The sequence below is a fragment of the Bacillus sp. P4_D3 genome, assembly GCF_056401855.1.
On sequence record NZ_JBFUIN010000657.1, the window covers coordinates 1 to 1,707 of the forward strand.

Consider the following 1,707-nt stretch of genomic DNA (forward strand, 5'->3'; position numbering starts at 1 on the left):
TGTACATACTCAGTTAAAAGAAGTTATTCGTACATTTGCAACCGCTCCAAACTTAGATGGCAATCTTTCTTCTTTATTAGAAGAAATTAATTCGCATTTTGCATTCGATACAATTGAAGGAATCATTCAATCTTTAGAGAAAAATCAAAGTCCATTTTCCCAAACAACGAAAGAACAGTTATTATCAAAATCGCCTGTTTCATTAAAGGTAACATTAAAACAGTTTATCGATGGCCAAGAAAAGTCAGTTGAAGAATGTTTTGCGACAGATCTTATACTCGCTAAAAATTTCATGCGACATGAAGATTTCTTTGAAGGAGTACGCTCCGTTGTAGTTGATAAAGACCAAAATCCAAATTATAAATATAAACACTTAAGTGATGTTTCAGAAGAAGATGTAAATCGATTCTTTAACTTACTTAACGCCTAAACAAAGAGGTCATATATTGTAGCTCACTCTCAGCTACTCTATATGGCCTCTTCTTTTTAGTTAAATAATTTTAAATATAATTTAATTTTATTTAACTAAAATGTATGTTAAACTAACGTTAATCGAATTTTCTAAAAACAATAAAGGAAGGCGGATAACATTATGGAAAATTTTTTTCTGTTTATTATTATGTCTATATGTCTTATTATTCTACCCGGTCCTGATACAGCAATGGCTACGAAAAACACATTGGTTGCTGGCAAAATCGGCGGCGTAAAAACTGTTTTTGGTACTTGTGTTGCGCTTTTAATTCACACTTTAGCTGCTGTAATTGGTCTTTCAGCACTTATTGTAAAGTCTGCTCTTTTATTTTCTATTTTTAAATATGTTGGTGCTGTATATTTAGTCTATATTGGTATTAAAGCCCTTTTAGCAGTAAGAAACACAGAAGACTTAAATACAAATGACGTTCCAATAAATAATGACAATAAACATACTTCTTGCTTTCGCCAAGGTTTTCTTACAAATTTACTAAACCCTAAGGTTGCAGTCTTCTTTTTAACTTTTTTACCGCAGTTTTTAAATCCAAATCATAATACATTTATACAACTTCTCGTTATGGGACTTACTTATCTCATTTTAACAGTCATTTGGTTTGCTTTTTATATATTTTTAATTGATAAAATTAGTGCTTTTATGAAAAAGCCGAAGACACAGCGTTATATTCAAGGGATTACAGGAATCGTCTTAATTGGGTTTGGTATTAAATTAGCCTTTGAAAGAAATAGTTAACACAATGCAAACGAAAATACACTACTCCATTATGAGTAGTGTATTTTCGTTTGCATTATTTTTATAATGAGTGGGAATGCACCCCACTCATTATCATTTCACTTTATTAAAACCAGCGCTCAGTTACAACTTTTTTACGTGTATAAAATTGAACGCCATCCGTACCATTTGTACCAAGATCTCCAAAGAATGAAGCTTTGTTTCCTGCAAATGCGAAGAATGCCATTGGTGCTGGAACATTAACGTTTACACCAATCATACCAGCATCAATATTGTCTCGGAATGTTTGTGCGTGTTTACCATTTGATGTATAAATAACAGCACCATTCGCAAATTTCGATTGATTTGTCAGCTTAATACCTTCTTCTAAATCTTTTACTCTTACAATACTTAATACCGGAGCGAAAATTTCATCTTGCCAAATTTTCATTTCTTGATTTACGCCATCAAAGATTGTTGCACCAACAAAGTAACCTTCTCCAACT

The 1,707-nt window shown here is 31.9% G+C and carries 3 protein-coding genes; 2 read left to right on the forward strand and 1 reads right to left on the reverse strand.

Features of this window, described 5'->3' with window-relative positions:
- Both AC1DTM_RS25270 and AC1DTM_RS25275 read left to right on the forward strand, forming a co-directional pair.
- Window positions 1–430 (forward strand): enoyl-CoA hydratase/isomerase family protein (locus tag AC1DTM_RS25270; RefSeq protein WP_477001166.1); only part of this gene is annotated, 430 nt, incomplete at its 5' end.
- Window positions 431–589: 159 nt separating this feature from the next.
- Complete coding sequence (locus tag AC1DTM_RS25275) at window positions 590–1,222, forward strand: LysE family translocator (protein WP_087947231.1); 633 nt, start codon at window positions 590–592, stop codon at window positions 1,220–1,222.
- A gap of 106 nt (window positions 1,223–1,328) precedes the next feature.
- Here AC1DTM_RS25275 and AC1DTM_RS25280 read toward each other — a convergent pair.
- The coding region (locus AC1DTM_RS25280; RefSeq protein WP_477001167.1) for an aldehyde dehydrogenase family protein at window positions 1,329–1,707 on the reverse strand (379 nt) is incomplete at its 5' end.